General features: G+C 35.9%; 19 protein-coding genes. 5 read left to right on the top strand and 14 right to left on the bottom strand.

Going from position 1 to position 20,683, the window contains the following annotated elements:
* Positions 1 to 127: 127 nt before the first annotated feature.
* Positions 128 to 1,351: an ABC transporter permease gene (locus tag EKM60_RS03465; protein ID WP_125712479.1), complete on the bottom strand. Its 1,224-nt coding sequence runs from the start codon at positions 1,349 to 1,351 to the stop codon at positions 128 to 130.
* On the bottom strand, positions 1,344 to 2,240 hold the full coding sequence (locus EKM60_RS03460) for an ABC transporter ATP-binding protein (RefSeq protein ID WP_125712477.1): 897 nt from the start codon (positions 2,238 to 2,240) through the stop codon (positions 1,344 to 1,346). Before EKM60_RS03460 ends, EKM60_RS03465 begins: the two co-directional genes overlap by 8 nt.
* A gap of 100 nt (positions 2,241 to 2,340) precedes the next feature.
* Between EKM60_RS03460 and EKM60_RS03455 the strand changes: the two genes are divergently transcribed.
* The 4 genes from EKM60_RS03455 to EKM60_RS03440 all read left to right on the top strand — a co-directional run bounded on the left by EKM60_RS03455 (position 2,341) and on the right by EKM60_RS03440 (position 4,622).
* Positions 2,341 to 3,261, top strand: coding sequence for a DMT family transporter (locus tag EKM60_RS03455; protein WP_125712475.1), 921 nt, complete (start codon positions 2,341 to 2,343; stop codon positions 3,259 to 3,261).
* Positions 3,262 to 3,401: 140 nt separating this feature from the next.
* On the top strand, positions 3,402 to 4,142 hold the full coding sequence (locus tag EKM60_RS03450) for a CPBP family intramembrane glutamic endopeptidase (RefSeq protein WP_125712473.1): 741 nt from the start codon (positions 3,402 to 3,404) through the stop codon (positions 4,140 to 4,142).
* A gap of 52 nt (positions 4,143 to 4,194) precedes the next feature.
* Positions 4,195 to 4,278 (top strand): type I toxin-antitoxin system Fst family toxin, encoded by an 84-nt coding sequence (locus tag EKM60_RS11360; RefSeq protein ID WP_125712521.1) that lies wholly within the window; start codon positions 4,195 to 4,197, stop codon positions 4,276 to 4,278.
* A gap of 260 nt (positions 4,279 to 4,538) precedes the next feature.
* Entirely contained in the window at positions 4,539 to 4,622 is an 84-nt protein-coding gene (locus EKM60_RS03440) for a type I toxin-antitoxin system Fst family toxin (protein ID WP_125712519.1), read from the top strand.
* A 171-nt stretch (positions 4,623 to 4,793) separates the two neighbouring features.
* On the opposite strand, the gene EKM60_RS03435 is transcribed toward EKM60_RS03440, so the two are convergent.
* The 6 genes from EKM60_RS03435 to EKM60_RS03410 all read right to left on the bottom strand — a co-directional run bounded on the left by EKM60_RS03435 (position 4,794) and on the right by EKM60_RS03410 (position 11,408).
* Positions 4,794 to 5,537, bottom strand: coding sequence for an SDR family oxidoreductase (locus EKM60_RS03435; RefSeq protein ID WP_125712471.1), 744 nt, complete (start codon positions 5,535 to 5,537; stop codon positions 4,794 to 4,796).
* 12 nt (positions 5,538 to 5,549) lie between these two features.
* The gene (locus tag EKM60_RS03430; RefSeq protein ID WP_125712469.1) at positions 5,550 to 5,966 is read right to left on the bottom strand and encodes a cupin domain-containing protein; all 417 of its coding nucleotides are present in this window, start codon (positions 5,964 to 5,966) and stop codon (positions 5,550 to 5,552) included.
* Between the two features lie 292 nt (positions 5,967 to 6,258).
* On the bottom strand, positions 6,259 to 6,693 hold the full coding sequence (locus EKM60_RS03425) for a MerR family transcriptional regulator (protein WP_125712467.1): 435 nt from the start codon (positions 6,691 to 6,693) through the stop codon (positions 6,259 to 6,261).
* 131 nt (positions 6,694 to 6,824) lie between these two features.
* Positions 6,825 to 9,347 carry an ABC transporter permease gene (locus EKM60_RS03420; RefSeq protein ID WP_125712465.1) on the bottom strand — a complete coding sequence of 841 codons (2,523 nt, stop codon included), beginning with the start codon at positions 9,345 to 9,347 and terminating at the stop codon, positions 6,825 to 6,827.
* 9 nt (positions 9,348 to 9,356) lie between these two features.
* Positions 9,357 to 10,058, bottom strand: a complete 702-nt coding sequence (locus EKM60_RS03415; protein WP_125712463.1) for an ABC transporter ATP-binding protein — start codon at positions 10,056 to 10,058, stop codon at positions 9,357 to 9,359.
* Positions 10,059 to 10,136: 78 nt separating this feature from the next.
* A complete protein-coding gene (locus EKM60_RS03410) occupies positions 10,137 to 11,408 on the bottom strand; it encodes an MFS transporter (protein ID WP_125712461.1) in 1,272 nt (423 codons plus the stop codon).
* Between the two features lie 371 nt (positions 11,409 to 11,779).
* On the opposite strand from EKM60_RS03410, the gene EKM60_RS03405 reads away from it, so the two are divergent.
* On the top strand, positions 11,780 to 12,052 hold the full coding sequence (locus tag EKM60_RS03405; RefSeq protein WP_125712459.1) for a hypothetical protein: 273 nt from the start codon (positions 11,780 to 11,782) through the stop codon (positions 12,050 to 12,052).
* A gap of 350 nt (positions 12,053 to 12,402) precedes the next feature.
* On the opposite strand, the gene EKM60_RS03400 is transcribed toward EKM60_RS03405, so the two are convergent.
* The 6 genes from EKM60_RS03400 to EKM60_RS03375 all read right to left on the bottom strand — a co-directional run bounded on the left by EKM60_RS03400 (position 12,403) and on the right by EKM60_RS03375 (position 20,645).
* Positions 12,403 to 14,346 (bottom strand): M13 family metallopeptidase, encoded by a 1,944-nt coding sequence (locus EKM60_RS03400; protein ID WP_125712457.1) that lies wholly within the window; start codon positions 14,344 to 14,346, stop codon positions 12,403 to 12,405.
* Between the two features lie 668 nt (positions 14,347 to 15,014).
* On the bottom strand, positions 15,015 to 15,479 hold the full coding sequence (locus tag EKM60_RS03395; RefSeq protein ID WP_125712455.1) for a universal stress protein: 465 nt from the start codon (positions 15,477 to 15,479) through the stop codon (positions 15,015 to 15,017).
* 14 nt (positions 15,480 to 15,493) lie between these two features.
* On the bottom strand, positions 15,494 to 16,717 hold the full coding sequence (locus tag EKM60_RS03390) for a carboxylate--amine ligase (RefSeq protein ID WP_125712517.1): 1,224 nt from the start codon (positions 16,715 to 16,717) through the stop codon (positions 15,494 to 15,496).
* A 223-nt stretch (positions 16,718 to 16,940) separates the two neighbouring features.
* Positions 16,941 to 18,839 carry an asparagine synthase (glutamine-hydrolyzing) gene (gene asnB, locus EKM60_RS03385; protein WP_125712453.1) on the bottom strand — a complete coding sequence of 633 codons (1,899 nt, stop codon included), beginning with the start codon at positions 18,837 to 18,839 and terminating at the stop codon, positions 16,941 to 16,943.
* A gap of 11 nt (positions 18,840 to 18,850) precedes the next feature.
* Complete coding sequence (locus EKM60_RS03380; protein WP_125712451.1) at positions 18,851 to 20,020, bottom strand: metallophosphoesterase family protein; 1,170 nt, start codon at positions 20,018 to 20,020, stop codon at positions 18,851 to 18,853.
* Between the two features lie 100 nt (positions 20,021 to 20,120).
* Entirely contained in the window at positions 20,121 to 20,645 is a 525-nt protein-coding gene (locus tag EKM60_RS03375; RefSeq protein ID WP_125712449.1) for a GNAT family N-acetyltransferase, read from the bottom strand.
* Positions 20,646 to 20,683 lie beyond the last annotated feature (38 nt).

Raw genomic sequence — 20,683 nt, 5'->3', positions numbered from 1 at the left:
GAGCGTTAAGATAGGCGCTCAGACCTTGAGCATTGCCTATCGTAAAAGCGTTTCAACAAAGACTACAAAAAAATCCGTATTTGCATAATAAGTGCAAATACGGATTTTTATATTCTCCAAATACAATTTATCTATTATAAGACAATCCTCGTTTGAATCTTTTCCAAAAACTAGAATCATCGGTTTGTAACATCAATCCCTGGTAGATCTTGCTGATATAAAATGTCATCAAAACAATACTCAAGATGAGTATTCCTAATGATATAGCTATTTCCCAAATATTTGCCTCAGAATTAATAACTCTCATTGGCATAAAATACGATGAGAAAAATGGTACATACGATAATATTTTAACTGGTAAGGCATCGAGATGGTTTTGGAATGGGAATGTCACCATGAATGCCAATATACTAAGCATTATCACAGGTTGGGCCGCCTTAGATGCATCTTCGGCCTTTGTAACTAGTGCACCGCTGAACGCTGCCAAAATAGTGTAAATAACCACTCCTAACAACAAGAAAACCAGATTAATACTTAATAAATTATGTAAAACAGAGCCTATCAATGTATGATATTGCGACATGAAATCCTTAGTCATTGAGGCTTTTTGGGCAATTAGATATCCGCCCCAACCACCGATTAGATAAATAAGTACCTGTGTCAAAACGACTAGTAATACTCCTAGGACTTTTCCGATAAAATACTTACTGGCAGTGGTACTGGAGAAAATAATCTCCATAATTTTGGTACCTTTTTCGGAGGCGATTTCTTGCGCAGTTATTCCGGTATATGTAACTAGAATCGTATAAACCATCCCCACTGTTACCCAAAAAGAAACAATCTTAGCAACTTTAGCTGTACCTGTTTTTTTAGAGATTTTTTCTTTAAAGGTTGGTTGGTGCTGTAACTGCTGAACTTGTTCTATAGTCATTCCAGCTTTAGCATAATTCAATTGTTGCTGAACTTGACTAGTGAACGCAATTACCTTCGTTTTTAAAGAACTGTCAATTGACTTGGCACCGTAATAAGTTGCCTTAACCTGATTCTTATCAGCATTCAGGATCAAATATCCAGCCAATTTATTTTTATTAACGGCCTTTTTGGCATTTTCAACTGTGGTGACTTTCTTATCAACTGAACTTTTATTAGCTTTAATAAATTGCTCGCGCATTTCTGTCTCTTTACTAATAACAGCAATATTGGAACTGTTATCAGCACCATTAGCACTGGCATAGCCTGCTCCCATACTGATTCCAAAAATAATGAATGGACCCAAGACTAAAGCCACAAAACTCCACGACTTAATTTGTCTCAAAAAGGTTTCAAACGTTACTATCCAAAGTTTATTCATTGATCGCACCCGCCTTCATTCTAAATATTTCGTTCAATGATGGTGGTTGCTGGCTAAATTCCTCAATATATTTACCATCGGTTAATCTTGCAAATATTTCTTTACCTGCTTCTTCATCAGCCAACTGCAATAAGTAACGATTTGGTTCACGCTCTACTACTGAGATAACTTTAGGCAACTGTTCTAATTGTTCTTTAGTCCAATCAGTTGTGACAAATAAATGTGTCTTTCCAAACGAATTTCTCACGTCACTGACGGCTCCATCTAAAACGATCTTGCCATTTTTGAGCATAACCAATTTATCGCAAAGTTCTTCGACATTTTCCATATCATGACTGGAAAAGATGATTGCTGCACCATTCTGCTTGGCTTCTAAAATTGCTTGTTTCAACAAATCGGCATTAACAGGATCTAGCCCGCTAAATGGCTCATCCAAAATAATCAATTTAGGATCGTGGATCATTGTACAAATCAGCTGAACCTTCTGCTGATTACCTTTTGATAAAGATTTAATTCGATCCTTTTTCGTTCCTTTAACTGCAAATTTGTTGAGCCACGTATCGATTTGAGGTCTGATTTCTTTAGCAGAGCGATTTTTCAATCTTGCTAAATAGATAATTTGTTGTTCTACAGTTAATTTTGACATCAAACTTCGTTCTTCTGGTAAATAGCCTATCTGATTAAAAACCGTATCGGTTATCGGTTTATTTTCCCAAGTAATTTTTCCATCATAATGTAGGAAATTTAAGATACTGTGAAAAGTTGTCGATTTACCGGCACCATTTTGACCGATAAGACCAAGTATTTGACCATTTTCTACTGAAAAATTGATATCATTCAATGCTTTAACCGTTTTGAACTCTTTGCTGACATGTTTTACATCGAGCATCGTGATCCTCCCCCTGATAATCTTTTTTTAAGTGTATCGTATATCCTTTTTTTCACCTAATTTTGTGGTAACATTTATTTTATTATCTGGGGGATATAAAATGTCTAATAAACAAAGGGGATTCTTCTATGCCATCGCCGGTCCATTCTTGTGGGGAATATCTGGTAGTGTGGCACAATTCTTATTTAACTCACAACGCATACCAACTCAATGGCTTGTCGGATTAAGGCTGATCGTTGCCGGAGCATTACTAATTATCTGGTGTGGAATTACTATGAAATCGGAAATTTTTGAAATACTAAGACGACCACGTTATATTTTTCAACTACTATGTTTTGGTCTTTTGGGAATGTTACCTGCACAATATACATACTTCATGGCGATAAAATATGGCAATGCGCCAACTGCAACCGTCCTGCAGTTCTTAGGACCACTGTTCATCATCTTATATTTGTCACTTCGTCAAATGCACCTGCCACGAAGAATCGACATAATATCGATCATACTAGCATTATTCGGAACTTATCTATTAGTGACACATGGTCACATGAACCAATTGGCATTATCGCCATTAGCAGTTTTGTGGGGAGTTGGGTCTGGTTTGAGTCAAGCTTCCTATACACTTTTGCCCAGAGAACTGTTAAAAAAATTTGACGCTCGCATAGTGACTGGATGGTCAATGCTGCTTGGTGGCATCGTCTTTGCGCCAGTCGCACATCTTAACCAAGTTCCGAGTTTAAATATGACATCTTGGATCGCTATTATTTTCATCATCACCGGCGGAACAATGTTTTCTTACTTGTTCTATCTGCAAAGTTTAAATTATTTAACCGCAACGACTACCGGTATGCTGAGTGCCTTTGAGCCATTAACAGCTACGATTCTTTCAGTTACTCTCTTGAGTACACATATCGGTCCAGCTGAAATAACCGGCGCACTATTGATCCTAGCGATCACCTTTTTACAGGCGCTGCCCAAACAATTATTTGTCAGACGACATAACCAAGTTCATCCACAATAAAAAGAGTTGTAACGTACTTGAAATTATCAAGTATGTTACAACTCTTTTTGTGTCTGATTCTTTTGACATTCTGCCAAAAAAAAACTAAATCAAAATTATTCAGCATATAATATAAGTACTAATTTCAAGGAGCTTTTATCATGTTAAAACCTGCTAAGAAAGATCATCTTGCCGTCGATCTGATTTACCTATTGCTGATCTATATCATACTGTCACTTGCTTCTGGATTTATTTTACAGGTTATTTTAAAGATAAATGACTTCTATATTCCTAAGGAAATTATTGTCTCTTTGGGAATATTGGCTTTTCTATCATTCAAAGAGAAAGTCGAATTTCTCGATCAAAGTAATTTCAAATACGGTCTGTACACAATTTTGATAACTTTTATTTTAACGATATCCTTGAATTCCCAACCACAACTCCCTGGTTTTAAATCCCTTAGTACTCTACTTTTTAGACCGTTAGGAACTGGTATTTTTGAAGAAACAATTTTTCGAGTACTAGCTATCTGGCTAATAGGTCGCTTTAGTAAAAGCATCTACTTACAAGTTTACTTAAGTACTATACTTTTTGGAATAGCACACATATTAAACATGTTTAGCCTACAACAAAGCGGTATTCAGACTATGATTCAAATCGGATATGCCCTTGGTCTTGGATCTATTTTTGCCATTTCTTATCTGATAACCAGAAATATTATTTTCTCGATGATATCCCATGCCTTGGCAGACTTCATGGCCGGATTAAATGGCTTATCATTAAAGACAAATGTGAATCTTGATCCTATATCAGTTATCCTAATGATTTTCTTCATTACCGTAATTATTTGGTGCAATTATTGGTTTTTGAAAAAAGGATATAAATTAATAGCGGTCATTTAACGTATTTTATATAGTCACTCTTTTTCTATGTGATAGTTAGGAGGACTGATGAATGATAGCTTTTTTTACTCAGATTATTGCTGGGTGTCTGATTGCTTTATTCAGTTACTGGTTAGATAACCGAAAAAAGAAATAAACATACTTTCTTCTAACTCACCACTTCTTAGCAAGTAAAAAAGGTCTTAGCGGACGCAACCGCTAAGGCCTTTGGTGTTTCTATGAATGATAGCTTTTTTAATTGCAGATTCATTATAGCATCTTAAAGCAAATCTAAATATTCTTTTATCTACTAGCTTACAATTAATTATTTAATAACTAAATGAAGTCTATCTTACTTAATTCTCGTATTTTATATTGTCACACATTTAGTACGTGGCAGTTAGGAAAATCAAATTTATGGCGACCTTTTTAACCCAGCTAATAGCAGGGTGTCTGATTGCTCTATTCAGTTATTGGTTAGATAACCGAAAAAAGAAATAGACATATTTTTTCTAACTCACCACTTATTAGTAAGTAAAAAAGGTCTTAGCGGTTGTGCCCGCTAAGACCTTTGGTGTATCTATGACAACCTTTTTAATTGCAACTTCAGTATAGCATCTTAATTCAAAGACAAATATTGTTTAATAATATATAAAAATAACAAATTACTAATTAAGCTTGTTTAGTAGGATAGATCGTAAATTCATTTACATTAACTTCTTCTGGTTGATCTATTGCAAAATTAACAACTCTAGCAATTGAAATCGGAGCAATACCAACTTGATCATACAAAGCATCCATACCTTTTTTGGCATCTTCATCCGTAATTGTATTTAACAATTCTGTATTAATAGCTGCTGGATAAAGGGTCGAAGTTCTAATATTTGTGTCTTCTTGAGCACTTTCCATTCTGATAACTTCCATCAAATTTCTTACGGCAAACTTAGTTGCTCCATAAACACCTGAACCTGGAAAACTCTTAATTCCAGCTACTGATGATGTTGTAATAATATGACCGTGTTTTTGTGAAATGAAATCAGGCATTACTGCAGCAACACCGTTCAAAACACCTTTAATATTAATATCGATCATATCGTTCCATTCATCGGTATGTAAGGCACTGATTGGGGAACTTGGCATGATACCAGCATTATTAAAAATAACATCCAAAGTACCAAATTTATCTTTAGCCAATTGTACTAATGATTGAACTTCTTTTGCATCACGAACATCGGTAACTTGGTAAGCGGCCTCGCCACCATTAGCTTCGATTTCCTTAACAATATTATTCAATTTTTCTTCACGACGAGCACCAAGAACGACTTTAGCACCATTACTTGCTAAAAGTTTAGCTGTAGCTTCACCAATACCAGATGACGCTCCTGTAATTACTACTACCTTATTTTTAACTGACATTTAAAATTCTCCTTATTTACCTAATTTGGCATAATCTTCATCGGTAACTTTTTCTAACCATTCAGATGTACCTTTTGTGATAGCAACATGACTGAACCAACTGTCTTTAGTAGCTCCGTGCCAATGCTTAACTCCTTCATGAATAGCTACCACGTCACCTTGTTTCAATAATTGAGCAGGTTTACCTTCTTCTTGATACCAGCCTTCGCCACCAGTTACCAAAAGAATTTGGAAGCCATTATGGTGAATGTGCCAGTCATTACGGCATCCCGGCTCAAATGTGACGTTACCGACACTTACATCGATATTATCGTCTGAAGGAACAAGCTCCTTTAGATAACTTTGTCCAATGAAATATTTAGCATAAGCATCATTCTTATCCCCAACTGGAAAAACACCATTATCTTTTAATTCTTCAAATTTAGCCATTATTTATAAACTTCCTTTTTTTGTCTAATTGATTACGAGATTTATTAAACACCTTAAAGTTAACTTTAAGGCAAGGGTTTATTTTAAATTATTTTAATAATAAATTGAATTGTCTCCAGGACTGAGAATAAAAAGTCGCTGTGACTTAAATATTCTTCTCTTAAATATGCATCATAAACGTGCAACAGAACATAACTTTTTCCGCTTAAAACAAACAAGACTAGCAATCCAAAATCGGATTACTAGTCTTGTTTGCCTTAATGCTCGAAAGCTGACCATGTTTTGTCACACTCTATTCTTCGTGATTCAAACGTTTTAAATATGCTGCAAAGCTTTCGCTATCCTCAATATGTCCGTTGACCTTGCCTTTATACCAGTCCAACTTATCATTTAAAATAGTCCAGCTTTTTTGCAGGTTGTCGAATTCCTTCTCGAAATTACTACGAACATCTTCTAAGAGAGCTACTCGCTTATCTATTGTAGAATCCCCTTCAGCACGCCAATCAACATATTGCTTCAATTGCTCGATCGTCATGCCAGTACTCTTCAAATGAAGTAAAAATTTAATCCAATCAGTATCCTGATCCGTGTAGTAGCGCAAACCATTTTCCGTGCGATGAGGTTTGATCAATCCTTCTTTTTCGTAATATCTCAAAGTAGGACTACTCAATCCAGTAACTTCAGCAAAGTCACCGATCCGATATTTCTTTTCTGTTTTAGTATCCATAATTGTTGCCTCTTATATTAAAGTTAGCTTTAAGTTTAATACTGATTATAAATAAACGCCACTCATCAATATCAAAGACTTTCCTATTGATAAAACGTATATTGCATATTTACAACCGAACTAGGCGGAAATTATTCCGAAGCCTTCAATGCTCCGATCATATCGATATGTTGCAACTTACGATGTGTTATCAACATAACAATTACTGTAAAGACAATCATTAAAATCGTTGCTACCAAATAACCTGTCAAATGAATGGTTAATGGGAAAATTACCAGTGCCGTTGAGGCCTGATTTAAGATGTATGCTGTCAGAATATTTCCGACACCATAACCAACGATAATTCCCATTACCGTCAAAACGATATTTTCACGCACGATATACATGGTAACTTCTTTATCGTAGAACCCCAGAACCTTAATAGTAGATAATTCCCGAATTCTTTCTGAAACGTTGATATTAGTTAAATTGTATAACACAACAAACGACAATATTCCCGATAAAAGAATGAATATCAATACGATAGGATCAAGTGATGAAGTCATTTTGGAAATAGTTGATTGCTGATCATAAGTATAACTGGTTCCTAGTGCTCCACCATCCTTCAACAATGCATTGGCTAAACTATTCCTTTGATTCGATGTTTGTTTTTTCAAATGTAACAGTAGCGTATTTGATTGTGGATTCTTCTCAAAAATTGATCGATAGGTTGCCCGGTTCAAATACATAAAGTGACCGACAAAATTCTGAGTTATTGCGGAAACTTTGATCTCATGCGTTTTTCCAGTAGTCTTAATTTTGACTCTATCACCGGCTTTGACGTTTAGAATAGAAGCCATTTTTTTAGTCAAAACAACTTGATCATTCTTTAATTCAATCTTCTTATTAGTCTTTGAGTCATTCAAATGAATATATTTAGAGAAATTTTTATTCTCCGGAGTATAGAAATTCACATCATTAACTTGTGTCCCAGAATGATAAACCTTTCCAGTCGTAGCATGAATGGCAGCACTATTTTGATACTGAGAATTTTTATTTAAAACTTTTCTTGTTTTAGAAATATTATCAGTTCTAACTACGGCCTGATAATCAAAAATTTCTCCATATTGACGATTACCACTAGCACCAATTGAATTTTGAATTCCAAATCCAGTCAAGATTAAAGCTGTTCCACCGGCGATACCGATAATAGTCATAAACATTCTGGATTTAAATCTGAATAGGTTTCGATAGCTGACTTTACGATTGAAACTTAACTTATTCCAAAATGGTTTGATCCGCTCCAAAAGAATTTTTTTAGCGGATTTTGGTGATTTAGGACGCATTAATTCGGCTGGCCCTTCTGATAGCTCTCGACGGACCACGATCATGGCTGCACCAACGGTTGCTATTAAAGAAAATATTAGGGTCAGTAATGAAATTGTCCATTGAAATTTAACATCCCACGTTAAAGGAATATATTGTTTGTACAATGCTAGGACAATTCTTGGCAAACTTTCATTTCCAATAACCGCACCTAAAACTGTTCCGATAAGTCCTGCAGTCAAAGCATAATAGAAATAGTTTTTGGCAATTTCCCACTTAGTGTATCCCAAAGCCTTAAACGTTCCGATTTGTCCACGTGCTTCTTCGATCATTCTTGTAACCGTTGTGAAAGTTATCAAAGCTGCGATCAAGAAAAAGAAAACTGGGAAGACGTTAGCAATCGCGGCGATTCGGTCAGAACTCTCTCCATAGGCCGAGAATCCTGGTAAGTCTTCTCTAGTCTGCCACATATAAGTTGTCCTAGTTTGCTGTTTCAAGTTCTTTAAACTCGAATCTAATTTCTTAGTTTGAGCACTGACATTCATACCTGCAGCTTGTGCCATTGCTAATCGAGCCTTGTTTGCGTCGATCTTTGTTTTAGCACTGTTATAAAGTTCAATACTTCGAGTATCAGCTCGAGATTTAAATCTGCTTTTTAACATTGTTACTTTTGAATCGACGGCATTTTTATAACCGTCACTGAAAGTATTTTTAGATTGTAAACTTTTAAAACGAATATTAAGCTGTGTAGCAACTTTCAAATTCATCTGTTGTTCAGGAATATAGGCAAACATTCTCACAGTTCCATCACCTACATTGCTGGAACCTCGAGATTCATTGTCGATATATTGTGGCGAACTAGCAAAACCAACAATTTTATAAGAACGCTTTTTCAAATTTGCATCTGCATCAAAATTAAATCTTTGACCTATTTTATAACCGTATTTAGTTTTGGCAACTTGATCCAAAATAATTTCATTATTCTTTTTAGGTAACCGTCCACTTCTAATAATCAGTGAATTCTGTTTAGAATCCTTATCGTAACCATACAAAGCGACCGCTAAACCTTTACCACCAACAACCTGTTTATACTTAACAGTCTCTGCTTTAGCACCTTTGATAGACGCTAGTTTAAGATCTTTTTTGGTAAACCCAGTCGTTGAGGTCACCTGAATATCGGACAATTTATTTTCGGTAACTGTTTTATTCAACGAATCATTCAAACTAGGACCAGCAGCTTTTACTCCAACAAAGATTAAAACTCCCAGCATAATTATCAAAATAATGGCGATGAAACGTCCTTTAGATTTGCCAATATCACGCCACATGTTTTTAGTTAAAGGTTTCAAATTACTCACCTACCATTCTATATCTTGAACAGGTATGGGATTTTGATTATCTTCAACCGATCGAACTTTAGCATCATTGATCCTGATAATTCGATCAGCCATACTGGCCAAAGCAGAATTGTGAGTAATAATGATAACCGTTTTATTAGCCTTATGGCTGGCATCTTGTAACAAAGTCAGCACTTGTTTACCTGTTTCGTAGTCGAGTGCCCCAGTTGGTTCATCACACAATAACAATTTGGGATTCTTAGCTAAAGCTCTGGCAATAGCGACACGTTGCTGTTCTCCACCTGAAAGTTGTGAAGGAAAATTATCGATTCGATCATTTAAACCGACTTGATCTAAAACTTCGATCGGGTCAAGCGCATCAGAAACAATCGCTGAAGCCAGTTCAACGTTTTCTTTCGTTGTTAGATTAGGGATCAAATTATAAAATTGAAAGACGAATCCGACATCATTTCGACGATATTCAGTTAATTGGCGCTCCGAGAATTTGCCAATATCTGTTCCATCAATAATAATTTCCCCATCACTAGGTGAATCCATGCCACCCAGAATATTTAAAACAGTCGATTTACCAGCACCACTAGGCCCCAGTATTACTGTCAATTTACCCTTTTCAACTTCAAAAGATAAATCATTATTGGCGATAATCTCAGTTTCGCCCATTTGATATCGTTTATACTCATGCTTCACTTCAATATATGCCATATTTTCCACCTGACTTAACAAAAAAAGGCTGGACCATCGTCGCAACCTTTTAAAATATTATATTTATTATAGCATTTTTTAATCTTTTGCTTTTAATTCAGATTTAATTTTCTCTTGAAGTAAAACATCAATATTTCTCACGGCAGGCACTAAGAATGCAAATAACCCACAGGCTAAAGTTCCCACTCCGCCAATTACGAATAAACTATTTACACCGATTTTATCAGCTAATGGACCGGCAAATATCAGACCAACTGGTCCTGCAATACTCATTAATGAATTCAAAATACCTAAAACACGACCAAGGTTTTCAGGTGGATAACTCTGTTGGATCATGGCCATCAGTAAAGTATTGAAAAATGGTGTCGCAATTCCGGCTACCGCATTCAAAATGGCAAACCACATAAATCCTTTTTGATTACCTGGCAAAAATCCACTCACACCAAATCCGATCCCCATGACCAACATAGACATCAAAATTGGTTTCATTCGATCCGACCAATTTCCCATGAATCCAATCACAGCACCTCCAGCAAGCATCCCTATCGAATAAATCATTTCAATAATTCCCGCTTGTGCAACTGTACCTTTAAAATAAGACATTGTCATTAATGGATACAAACTGGCGGCTGGCATGAATAAGAGCGTAAATACCATCCCCATCAAGGTAATGTACCAAAGTCCCTTATTATCTCTCAACTGATTTAATCCAAATTTCATATCAGATAAAAGCTTAATCTTCTCATCAAAAACCGGGTGTTCAGGGATTTTGACAAATAGAATCACCGTGACACCAATCACTGCGCCAACAACATCCAATAAAATCAGCATGGTTATTGGAATAATTGAGAATAAAAACGCTCCTAAAGCTGGTGCAATAATCATATTAGCCGATTGGATCATCCCCAATTGACCATTCATTTTCGTAAGTTCTTTGCTTGGCACCATTGTTGGTATGATCGACTGAATCGTCGGCATCTGAAAAGTTTGCGCGATAGAACGCATCAACAACGATACAAAAATCAACCACAACGGAAAATCCTTGTTAACAATTCCCACTACCGCCAAAATAATTGCGATCACAGCTGCAACTATATCTGGAACAATTAACAAAACCTTCTTATTAGTTCGATCAACAAACGGCCCTATCAATGGACTCAATAAAACCATCGGTAACATTCCCAGCAAAGTAGCAAAACTAAGAATAGTAGCTGATCCAGTCTGTTTGGTTAAATACCAGATGATCGAATATTGAACCACCATACTAGTGATACCCGAAAAAAATTGTCCCACCAAAAAGATATTTATATTCCGACGCCAATTAGGTATCGAAAATGTTTCTTCTATCATAAAATCCCCTCCTAATCCCTTTCAAAACACAGGAGTTAGATTTTCTCATGACAGATAAGTTTAGTCAAGATAATTTTATTTTGAAAATTATGACCTTTTATTAATTTTTTTCAGAAAATTAAACCAACCTATTTTGGCAATTCGTCTACATCATTGTCATATCTTATCCACGATGGTATCTTTAATTATCTATTCACGAATTTAATATAAATTGAGGAAATCATGAATAGTAGCCTTTAGAAAAATACCCATTATGAGGATAAATAATGAAGACATATACTGAAATCAAAAATGAACATCCTTTTTGGATTATAAAACCATTAAATCACCGACCCGGCGATATTATGAATTGTGCGAATTGCGGAAAGACAATGGCATACATTGGCTCATACTCTTCAGTAACATGTTTCACCGACGATGGAACAATTGCATTATTAATATGTCCAAAATGTTTTGAAGAAGAAACACATGATACGGATGATGCGTCAAGTACGTTTCACTATTATCAGACTTCAGATGAAGATGATGATTGGGATGAAGATGACATCGCGATAAGACCTAGTCGAACAGAGGACGTTAACTCATTCTGTGACGACTACGAGCTTTACTTAACCGCAAGAAGATTATGGTCAAAAGATAATTAATGATTCTTACCTTAGGCAAATGATTACCGTTCAGTTATGAATGATGATCATTTACCTATTTTTTTTGCTTACTATAAAACTAGCTGAAAATTTCGAGTAATGGAACCAGTTGCGAAAATGGCGTTAGAACGGTGAACTTCCGTTCTTACACCATGGACGATTCTGAGATTTGCGCAAGCAGAGCTCAAAATCGAGCCTTCAGACCTTGGCTGAAGGCGATCCTGCAACAGGTGGAATTACTCGAAATTTTCGGCGAATTCAAACAAAAAAGTCCTTAAGCATACAATGTCTCATATACTTAGGACTTATAAAATTACAGTTACACATTTTAAACTCTTAATCAGGTAGATTTACCAGATTGTTACCCTCTTAGAAGGTTCCAACCACATACCATCATCAGATGTGATACCAAATGCATCATAGAACTCATCCATATTTTGTGCTTGAACATTAGCACGTAATGGACCCGGTGCGTGAACATCAGTAGAAAGCAACAACTCATTAAATTGCTTTGTAGCCTTTAATCTCCAAACTCTAGCCCAGTTAATGAAGAACTTCTTGGCGTCATAATCTTCCTCTGATTTAGCAGCTTCCAAAGCACAACGAAGGCCACCATCATCAGCAACATTTTCGCTGACAACCAACTTACCATTAACTTTACTACCAGCATATGGAATCCCGTCAAACTGATCGATCACCTTTTGAGTAAGTTCTTGGAACTTCTTGTAATCTTCTTCAGTCCACCAGTTATTCATATTTCCATATTCATCAAATTGAGCGCCATTATTATCAAAGGCATGAGAAATTTCATGCGCAATAACAGCTCCGATACCACCGTAGTTCTCACTGCTCAATTGTTCCAAACTATAGAATGGAGCTTGCAAAATAGCAGCTGGGAAAGTGATGTCATTTCTTGAAGGATCATAACAAGCATTGACCATATGTCCTGGCATCAGCCATTTCTTACGATCAACCGGCTTGTTGAATTGATCCAATGAATTTTGTCTAAAAATCTTTCTAATTGCAATAATATTTTCATACAATGACTCATTTTCATTAATACTGATTTTCTTATAAACATCGTCGATTTTGTCTGGATATCCGACTTTAACTTCGATCTTATCCAACTTAACGATAGCCTTTTGCTTTGTAGCTTTACTTAACCAAGTATTGTCACTGATACGTTGTTCATAAATGGCAATCATTTTCTTGATCATATTAGCAACATCATTTTTAGCAGCTTCACCAAAATACTTATTACCATAATAAACACCGACTACTTGGCTAAAAATACCAGCAGCTTTATGGTAAGCATATTTAGTTCTGTTTTGTAATTCTTTAGCACCACTCAAAGCAAGGTTATACTCACCAATTGTTTGACGGAATTCTTCATCCAAGTTAGAAGCATTTCCAGTCAAATAATCAACTAACATCCAAGCCTTAAGATCATCAAAAGTATCATCATTAACTAATTTATTCAGATTATCTAAATAACGTGGTTCAGTAATAATAACTTTAGCAGGAGTATCGTTGATCAAATCCTCAACTTGTTGTTTCAAATCAAGATTATCTGACTTTTCAACATATTCTGAAAAGTCCATTGGATTGTAAATTTTAGTATAGTCAGCCCATTCTTCAGAACTCTTAACGATAGGAACTAATGACTTATCAAAGGATAGAGCCTTTTCAACAATTTTCTTGGCTTCATCAAGATCATAACCAATCATTGAAAGTAGGCGCGTTGCTACTTCAGCAAATTTAGCTAAAAGCTTCTTACCTGATTCATTCTTTTCATCATAATAAGTCTTATCAGGAAGGATCAAGCCTGCTCCACCAACGTAAACAACATTTTTAGAAGTATCTTTCATATCTGCATCAACATCAATATCGATCGGTAATGAAAATCCATCTCTTGAAAAGTCAGCCAAGTGTTCACTGAGTTCTTTAACATTGTTTAAATCAGTGATCCTTTGGATATCCTTTAGGATCGGTTGATGATGGAACTTATTCAAATGTTCAACATTATTCGTTAAACGATATAATTTAACGGCCTGTAATAACAAGTCATTATCTGTTTTATCCTCATCATTAGCAAATTCATGAAAGTCTTTCATTAATGACTTCTCAACACCCTCGTCGAGATCCATGAATCCACCAGTTCTTGGTTTGTCTGATGGTATTTCGGCTTTCTCTTGCCAAGCACCATTAACAGCCAAGTACAAATTTTCTTTATAATCAGTCGGTTTAGCGTCGATCATGTCGCCAGACCCACCAATAATCTTACTAGTAAACATATATACACCACCATGCGATTTTATAACTACTATATCACTATTTTATTTTCATTAGAAAAATTATGAGCCGAGGGGCTACGGGTGAAAGGAAATTTACCTGCACTCAGACCGGCTCAAGCCAAGGTCTTGAGCCTTGATTTTGAGCTTTGCTTACACAAATCTCAAAATCATCTGTGGAGTAAGAATGAAAGTTCATCATTCTAACTCCACTTTGAGTGCTGGCAAATTTCTTTCACCCTCCGCTTTATATAAGCTATATTTTCTGAAATTGGATTAGAATCAAAAAAAAGGATACCCATTAAGATATCCCAACAAATTCATTATTTTCAATTCTATTCCACTATCTAAATAGTCTCAGAAACATAGCAGAAGACTTCGAGTAATGGAACCAGTTGCGAAAATGGCGTTAGAACGGAGAATTTACCGTTCTTACACCATGGACGATTCTGAGATTTGCGAAAGAAAAGCTCAAAATCGAGTCTTCAGACCTTTGCTGAAGAAACGGTCCCGCAACAGGTGGAATTACTCGAAGTCTTCTGCGGCCATATTCCAAAACGCGAAAAAATCAACAGAACTCTGTGCTTACTACGCCTAATAATCGCACCATCTACGCTGGCACAATCATTAAGCTAAGTAATGCTCGAGTTCTAACCGTTGATTTTTACGCTCTATCTAATAACACTAACTGAAACACGAGCATTATTAACGATCTTAGCGGCTTGTGAACCGATGGTATTACGATAACGGTTCTTTTCCTCGACCCCAACAATAACAAGATCCGGAGTAAACTTAGGAATAACTTTTTCAACGATCGATTGACCAGGACTACCTTCGGTAACCATCAAGTGGACATTCTTCACGCCAAAAGTTTCAGCCTTCTTGCCATATGTTTCAAGTAATTCTTTAATCTGATTACGACGTTCGGATAAAATACCGGGGTCTAGTGATTGGAAAATATTCAAATCACCAATTTCCAGAACGGAAACGATCCCTAATTCGGCATTGTAATGTTTGGCTAATGAACAAGCATAATTAAAAGCATTCTTGGATGATGCGAAATCATCGGAATCTACACAAATCAGAATCTTTTCATATTCAATTTTTTTAACTTTATAATCACGTACTTCATCCATTTAAATTGAGCCTCCTATTTTTCGAAATCTCGGCCTTTATTTACTTCAAAGTATGTATCAAAGCGTTTGACATAATTATGGAACATATATGTTAGTAACAACCAACGCTTAAATGACTTATCTTTGTCATAAAAGACCGTCGTACCGGTACGTTCTTGTTTTATAAGCTCTTCAGCATAACGACTGGCATCATTGTCAGTAGCATACTTTCTGAATACCTTGATCGGAACACCTAACCAAAGTTTATGTTGAGCCTTGTTCTTATTGGCATAAACTGTAGGCTCATTTTCTAAGCTTCCTTCAACATAATCGTCGACTAAGTATTTAGCTAAATTATAACCGTTCAAGGTAACAAAGAAACTACTTCTTCCTTGTCTTAAATTAATCTCAAAGAACTTGAAGGTCTGGTCACGTGAATCATACTTCATATCAAAGTTAGCAAACCCAGTAAATTCAATGTCCTCAAGGAATTTTTGAACTTGGTCATAAACGTCTTGATTAAATTCAGGAACGATGGCTACATAATTACCAATAGACTGTGGCGTTGGATCTTCCAAAAGCGGATGTCCCAGACACATCATTTTAACATGGTGATTGTGGTCAACATAAGCATTTAACACACGCATGTTGGAATCATCCCCAGGGATGAAGTCTTGTAGGATCAAGTCAGATGTGTAGCCATTGTCATAAATCTTAGCAACAGTATCATTAAACTCATCATCTGAATGAACTGTGAAGGCCTTCTTACGTCCCTCAAAGTGAATATCCAGCCATTCCACACTATTAGCTGGTTTCAAAGCTACCGGATAGTCGAATGGTACATCCATGTCGAATTTTTCCTGATACATTTTTTTAGTGATGATTTTTGTTTTTGGATGTGGAAGGTTATGTTTATCAGCAATCTGATAGAAACTTTCCTTATTGTTCAATGTCTTCAACTTATCATAATCAACATATGGACAGACAAAAGTTTTTGACAACTCTTCTTTATGCTTACTGATAAGTTCTGCGTAGCCGTCACCACAAGCAATCAAGATAACTGGTTCTTCATGATCTGCATACACTTTGGCAATTTCACGCATTTTTTCGATAAATACTGGATCTTCAGAGAAACCTGGATTAATAGTTAAATTAACAATTTTAGTAAATCGAGTAGGCGCTAATTGCGCAGCCGCATAGGCTTGCACTGCTCCACCATAAACTTCATGGAAAGCACGTGCCATACCATAAACATTCATATCACTACCCAAAATAATCGGAGTGAATTTCTTTCCTGATTTAGTTTCGATAAGGATCAACCTCTTACTTTTATGAGTTCATATTTAAAATTTTACACACATTTCAAACAAAATTATAACATATTCAAACAATACTTCGATATTACGCCATTTAATTATCATTTTCTAAATATTCTTATAGCAAACATTAAAAGCGTCCTCATTAATAAGGACGCTTTCATTTTTAGCTGACGATTTTAACTTTTGGATCAACATTGGGTTTTTTACCGTCATTGATAAAGAACACCTTGTACCAAATTAAGAAAGTATAAATCGTCCAAATTTTACGACGGTCATCATTCTTCTTATTATAAAATCCATCTAGCATTTCTATGATTTTATCTTGATCAAAGAACTCACCAGCAAAGTCTTCGCTGAATAATTCTTTGAATTGTTGATAGACTTCTTCTGAATGTATCCAATCACGGATAGGCACTGGAAATCCTAGTTTCTTACGTTTGGCCCATTCTTTTGGCAAAGCACGTTGGGAAGCAACCCTTAATGCATACTTGCTATCTTTCTTATTCAAAAGATATTTTGTCGGAATTCCGGCAGCAACTTCAGCGACTTCCTTATCCAAAAATGGTACACGTAATTCCATTGAATTAGCCATACTCATACGATCGGCCTTTAATAGAATATCGTTGGACATAAACTGATGCAGATCTAGATACTGCATTTTCTTTACTTCATCGTCAAAATTAGCGACTTTACGATAGCTTCTCATCACAATATCTTTTACTGAACGAGCTTTTTCAAAATCTGGTTGGACGATATCAGCAGCTTCATCTTCATCAAAGACTTTAGCTTCACCGATAAAGAATTCTTCAGCCTTGGCTGTAGATTCATATAAGTGCAGACGTCCGGGGAAATTAGGCAATTTCTCTAAGCCATGTGCTAATTTGTAGCGTACGCCTTTAGGCAACTTCTTCAGATCTTCAGCAAATGCACGAATAACTTTAGATTTAGAATGATCACCATAATTGGAATAGCCGGCAAATAACTCGTCAGCACCTTCACCAGAAAGAATAACAGTGACATCTTTACTAGCCAGTTTCGTCAAAAAGTATAGTGGTACGCATGAAGGATTAGCGTCTGGTTCATCCATATAATACTGGATCAAAGGCATAGCTTTAATGGCTTCATCTTTTGTCACGATCCCACGTGTATTCTTCAATCCTAAACGGTCGGCCAAATCTTTAGCTGTACTGCCTTCTTCATAAGTATTCGTATCGAAATCGATCGAATAAGTATGTTCAGGTTTTAGGATCGCCGTTATATAACTAGAGTCGACTCCGCTCGATAGCAATGAACCGACTGGAACATCACTGATCGAGTGTGCTTTTACAGAGTCATGTAATGAATCGTCAATTTTTTTAACAGTATCTTCAAAGCTCAATTGATTTTCTTTAAAATGCATATCCCAGTATTTCTTGATACTCAATTTTCCACCCTTATAGGTAAAATAATGACCTTCAGGAATCCGGAAAACATTTTTAAAAAATGTTTCATTTAAAGCCGAGTATTGGAAAGTTAAATAAGGTTTCAGAGCCGATTTATTCAGCTCCTTTTTAAAGTTGGGCTGTTTCAAAAACGATTTGATCTCGGAACCAAAAATGAAAGTTCCTTGGCGATTATAATAGTACAGCGGTTTGATACCAAAGAAATCTCTAGCACCTGTTATATCGCCTGTTTCTAAATCATAGATAACAAAAGCAAACATCCCGCGGATCTTTTTGAGTAGCTCAACGATGCCCCACTCTTCAAAGCCGTGCAATAGCACTTCTGTATCTGTATTCGTCTTAAACTTATGACCGGCTTTTTTTAGCTGTTCTCTAAGAATCTGATAGTTATAGATCTCACCATTAAAAATAATAGCTTTATTCTTATCTTCATTATAGATTGGCTGCATACCGCTCTTGATATCAATAATACTCAAGCGACGAAAGCCTAGTGCAACGTTGCCGTGAACCAGTTCACCTGAACTGTTAGGACCGCGATGCTTAATTGCATCCATCATAGATTCGATCACTGGCTTTTTCTCAGCAATATTCTTATCTACGAATCCGACAATTCCACACATATTTATTTCTCCTATATTTCAAAACTTACATATCTAGTTGCTGCTCCGTAACCAAATATTTGTAGTCGCAATTTATCTGGGTCGATATTAACAAAATATCCAGCTAATTCAGATATTTCATTGTAACGTCGATCCCATTTCTTATTATAATCCGTTGTTAATCCATGCTTCTTCCCCATTAAAGCAGAACAATTTAATATTATATGATTAATTCCAGCAACTTTATAGTATTTTTCATAATGCATATGTCCGCAAATATAGGTTGTAACCTTGGAGATCCCTGTTGATGAGAAGTTATATCTCAAATTAACACCAAAATCACCCGTGAGTTCGTTTTTCACTTGCCCACGTTCCTTATTATTGAACGCAACAAAAAGCTGCTGAATCAGGTCGCCATTGAAATTCAAAGCACTTCTGCCGCTAGGACTAATAATATTGGCATGTCCCATCACCACAACGTGTTTATCGACCGTATTTTCCAAAACAGTTATCAAATCTTCTAACTGCTGTTCTCTTACACCACGTACTTTTTTAAAGTCATATTTTTTAGAACCATTATTCAAAATATAAGGAATATCACTAGTATTCAAAAAAATAACTCGAATATCGCCTTTATCGAACCAGCCTACTTTAGAAACCGGATTGAGTCTAAAAATTTGAGATTGATCAAAATCAAAACTAGTTACCAAACTATCGTAATCATCACGTCTGAACGAAGCAGAGCTGACGAAACGGTGCTCATCATACTTGTCATTTTCATCGTGATTACCTTCGACAATAAAAAACGGCGATTTACTATTTTGATAATTCTCCACAGCAAATCGTAACAAGCCACGACTAATTTCCGGCTTATCACTGCCATCGATCATATCGCCTAGATGAACATTCAGATCAATACCGGTTTCATCACTGACCGCATTACTCTCAATAATATGGCGCACACCGTTGATACCATAGTAAGATGCACTGGCGATTGCTTTAGCATGAGTATCAGTTAGAACCGAGATTGTCATCGTATTATCAGTTATATGTGGTTTAACATTATTTTTAAAAACATTATTTATATAATCAACTGAAAAAGGTCTAGGTTTCAATTTTCTGAGAAAATTATCAGTTTGTGTAGAGATAAATTCAGATGGTCTTGGGCGCAAAACCTTTTTCGCAAAATTTTTAATATTCAATGTTTTGTTCTCCTAATACTTCTCATACTAACATTTTTTTAGTGAAAAGAATCAAAAAAACCATCTATCACGATGGCTTATCTTAGGTCTGATTTAACTGTTATTTTAGTAGGATCTGATAGGCTTTTCGGTCACCTTTATCTTCATCCATAGTAATAATACCCTTTTCAATAAATCCGTTAGCTTTGATAACATGCTGCATAACTAAGTTTTCTGGATGTGTATCAATTCTGACATCTTGATAACCAAGATAATACGACATTGTCATAAGTTGTTGGATCAAAGCGGCAGACAGGTGTTGACCTTGATGACCAGGTTCAACGGCAATTCGATGAATGATCGAATAGGTTACATCTGAGTCTCCGTCCCATTTACCATTAGTTATTTCTTGATAGTTTTTGTCGTAGCCTTGTTGAAGAGCAGCTGTTCCCACAACTTCACCGTCCAACAATAAAACATAGTTAATACCCTCTTCAAGATCTTGCTTTAAGATTTCTTCATTAGGATAACCGCGTTGCCATTGGTCGACACCACGATCACGTAAGGTCTTTTTAGCGCCTTTAATAATTTCTATAACTTTTGGCAAATCGTCTTGTTTTGCACGACGTAAATAAATATTGCTCATTATAGGCCTCCTTGTTCATCAGGCAATTAAAGCAGAAA

Origin of the sequence: Companilactobacillus kedongensis (genome assembly GCF_003946625.1) — a bacterium.
Taxonomy (GTDB): domain Bacteria; phylum Bacillota; class Bacilli; order Lactobacillales; family Lactobacillaceae; genus Companilactobacillus; species Companilactobacillus kedongensis.
The sequence above is the reverse complement of the archived record's forward strand: the minus strand, read 5'-3'. Positions and strand labels throughout refer to the sequence as shown.

Coding starts and splice junctions, on each gene's coding strand:
- EKM60_RS03465 (WP_125712479.1), bottom strand. CDS start 1,351: ATGAATAAACTTTGGATAGTAACGTTTGAAACCTTTTTGAGACAAATT.
- EKM60_RS03460 (WP_125712477.1), bottom strand. CDS start 2,240: ATGCTCGATGTAAAACATGTCAGCAAAGAGTTCAAAACGGTTAAAGCA.
- EKM60_RS03455 (WP_125712475.1), top strand. CDS start 2,341: ATGTCTAATAAACAAAGGGGATTCTTCTATGCCATCGCCGGTCCATTC.
- EKM60_RS03450 (WP_125712473.1), top strand. CDS start 3,402: ATGTTAAAACCTGCTAAGAAAGATCATCTTGCCGTCGATCTGATTTAC.
- EKM60_RS11360 (WP_125712521.1), top strand. CDS start 4,195: ATGATAGCTTTTTTTACTCAGATTATTGCTGGGTGTCTGATTGCTTTA.
- EKM60_RS03440 (WP_125712519.1), top strand. CDS start 4,539: ATGGCGACCTTTTTAACCCAGCTAATAGCAGGGTGTCTGATTGCTCTA.
- EKM60_RS03435 (WP_125712471.1), bottom strand. CDS start 5,537: ATGTCAGTTAAAAATAAGGTAGTAGTAATTACAGGAGCGTCATCTGGT.
- EKM60_RS03430 (WP_125712469.1), bottom strand. CDS start 5,966: ATGGCTAAATTTGAAGAATTAAAAGATAATGGTGTTTTTCCAGTTGGG.
- EKM60_RS03425 (WP_125712467.1), bottom strand. CDS start 6,693: ATGGATACTAAAACAGAAAAGAAATATCGGATCGGTGACTTTGCTGAA.
- EKM60_RS03415 (WP_125712463.1), bottom strand. CDS start 10,058: ATGGCATATATTGAAGTGAAGCATGAGTATAAACGATATCAAATGGGC.
- EKM60_RS03410 (WP_125712461.1), bottom strand. CDS start 11,408: ATGATAGAAGAAACATTTTCGATACCTAATTGGCGTCGGAATATAAAT.
- EKM60_RS03405 (WP_125712459.1), top strand. CDS start 11,780: ATGGCATACATTGGCTCATACTCTTCAGTAACATGTTTCACCGACGAT.
- EKM60_RS03400 (WP_125712457.1), bottom strand. CDS start 14,346: ATGTTTACTAGTAAGATTATTGGTGGGTCTGGCGACATGATCGACGCT.
- EKM60_RS03395 (WP_125712455.1), bottom strand. CDS start 15,479: ATGGATGAAGTACGTGATTATAAAGTTAAAAAAATTGAATATGAAAAG.
- EKM60_RS03390 (WP_125712517.1), bottom strand. CDS start 16,717: ATGAATGTTTATGGTATGGCACGTGCTTTCCATGAAGTTTATGGTGGA.
- asnB (WP_125712453.1), bottom strand. CDS start 18,839: ATGTGTGGAATTGTCGGATTCGTAGATAAGAATATTGCTGAGAAAAAG.
- EKM60_RS03375 (WP_125712449.1), bottom strand. CDS start 20,645: ATGAGCAATATTTATTTACGTCGTGCAAAACAAGACGATTTGCCAAAA.